Genomic DNA, 2,071 nt, shown 5'->3' with positions numbered 1-2,071 from the left:
AACGATACGGGATGGCGTTTCCCCCAAAGCGCCAAGGCTGATCCGGCAGGCGGCGGATAATGAGCAAGAACCCGTCTGAAGCCCGGAGAACACGGGGCAACCTGCTGACACCCTGTTACAGCACAAGGCTCCAAGCCTGAGTTTGACTATGGCTACGAAAGAAACCCTTGTCTGAAGCGTCCCCACCTTGAGCGCACTGTCAAACAACAGGGATGGTGCGAGACATCAGGTAGCCAGTCTTCGACGCAACTGGCGAAACGGTTCTTGACTTCGACCAAACCGCTCTGGTTATAGGGGTATAAACCAACGGCTGATGTCGCGGACACTAGGTCTGTGTCCTACGGGCGTAAAGAGGGAGCCTACGGTCAAACGCACCACGTACCACATTGTGAACGTAGGAAGCGTCACGGTCGGTCTGTAAAGACTGGGTTAGCTGCAACTGAAGTGACAGTGACGTGGCAGAGCGGTGGTAGTAGTCCGAGCCAGCGAAGGGCTGGTACCTGGCGAAGCACCGCAGTCATTGCAAAAGGAACGTCCGGGAAGTAGAGAGGACTAAGATGTATGTCCGATATCATCAAAACCCAACGCAGCCTTGCTCGAAAGGCAACGCATCACCGAACTCATCAGTTCGAGGATCTGTATCGCCTGATCTGCCGAGAAGAGTGGATTCGTACCGCCTTAAATCACGTTCTCTCGAATCAGGGAGCGCGGACAGCGGGGATTGACGGCGTGACCAAGAAAGCACTGGTGTCAGAAACGGCACGAGCAGCATTCGTTCTGGAACTTCAAGCAGAATTGCGCGAAAAGCGCTTCCGCCCGGTTCCAGTACGGCGCGTCTACATTCCAAAGTCAAACGACAAACTGCGACCACTCGGCATTCCCACACTCAAAGATCGAGTCGTACAAATGCTATTGAAGATGGTGCTAGAACCAATCTGGGAAAGCGACTTCCTCAACTGCTCCAACGGCTTTCGTCCTGGACGCAGAACAATGGACTGCATTGCTCGATTGGATAGCTACATCAACAATCGTAATAAATACTACTGGGTCATTGAGGGTGATATCAAAGGAGCCTTTGACAATATTCACCATGACATATTGCTCAAACTTCTGGCACAACGGATAGCAGATCAACGGCTCCTGAACCTGGTTGACCGCTTCTTAAAAGCGGGAATGATGGATGGCAGCCTCTTCAAATCAACTGAAGTCGGCACACCGCAAGGTGGCATTTGCTCGCCATTATTAGCAAACATATACTTACACCAACTCGACTTGTTTTGGTGGAACAAACATGGCTGCCTCAACCGTAAGGAAAAGGAACGTCGTCGAATTCGGCAACAAGGAAATTGTGCCCTGATCCGATATGCGGATGACTGGCTGCTCCTAACCAATGGCAGCAAAGCCGAAGCACATCGCCTCCGTGACGAAATCCAGACCTTCTTACAAGAAGAACTCAAACTGGAACTGTCCGTCGAGAAAACGCACGTAACTCACGTCAACGGCGGGTTCGACTTCTTGGGCTTTCATATCCGACGCTACACCTACCAGAATGACCGACCGAAGCTGTTGGTCACTCCGAGTCAGAAAGCAGTGGCGCGACTGAAAGCGAAAATTAAGGAGATGACTGACCGTAAACGGTTTCGGGACAAACCCCTACTCAAGTTCAGTGCGCTGAATGCCGTATTACGAGGATGGATCAACTACTTTCGCTATTCGAATGCCAAGAAAACCGCAAAAGACCTGGATTTCTGGGTGAACGAGCGGTTGTTTCTCTGGTTACAAAAGCGACATCGGCTGCCGCCGCGAAAGATCATCGACTTGTATAAGCAACGAGAGCATGGAACAAGAGATAATTGGGGCGTTCGTAATGGAAAAACAACGCTGTATCTCTATCGAATGAGCGACCAACCGATAACTAAATATCGGTCGCGCAACCCACCGAACCCTTACCTCGCTGGAGAAGGGGTGACAACGCTCAACCTTGCCGAAATGCCACAGCCTGAAGTCGTTTGGCTTGGTAATGCTGAGAACAACGACGAATGGCGCGAACTGAAAGAAGAGATCAAAGCAG

At 51.2% G+C, this 2,071-nt stretch carries 1 protein-coding gene; it reads left to right on the top strand.

The genetic code is table 11. The features are described 5' to 3' along the window. Nucleotides 1-561 precede the first annotated feature (561 nt). On the top strand, nucleotides 562-2,071 hold a 1,510-nt coding region (gene ltrA, locus AC5I6P_RS06905), incomplete at its 3' end, for a group II intron reverse transcriptase/maturase (protein ID WP_495693013.1).

The organism is Myxacorys sp., assembly GCF_059501405.1.
The sequence above is the reverse complement of the archived record's forward strand: the minus strand, read 5'-3'. Positions and strand labels throughout refer to the sequence as shown.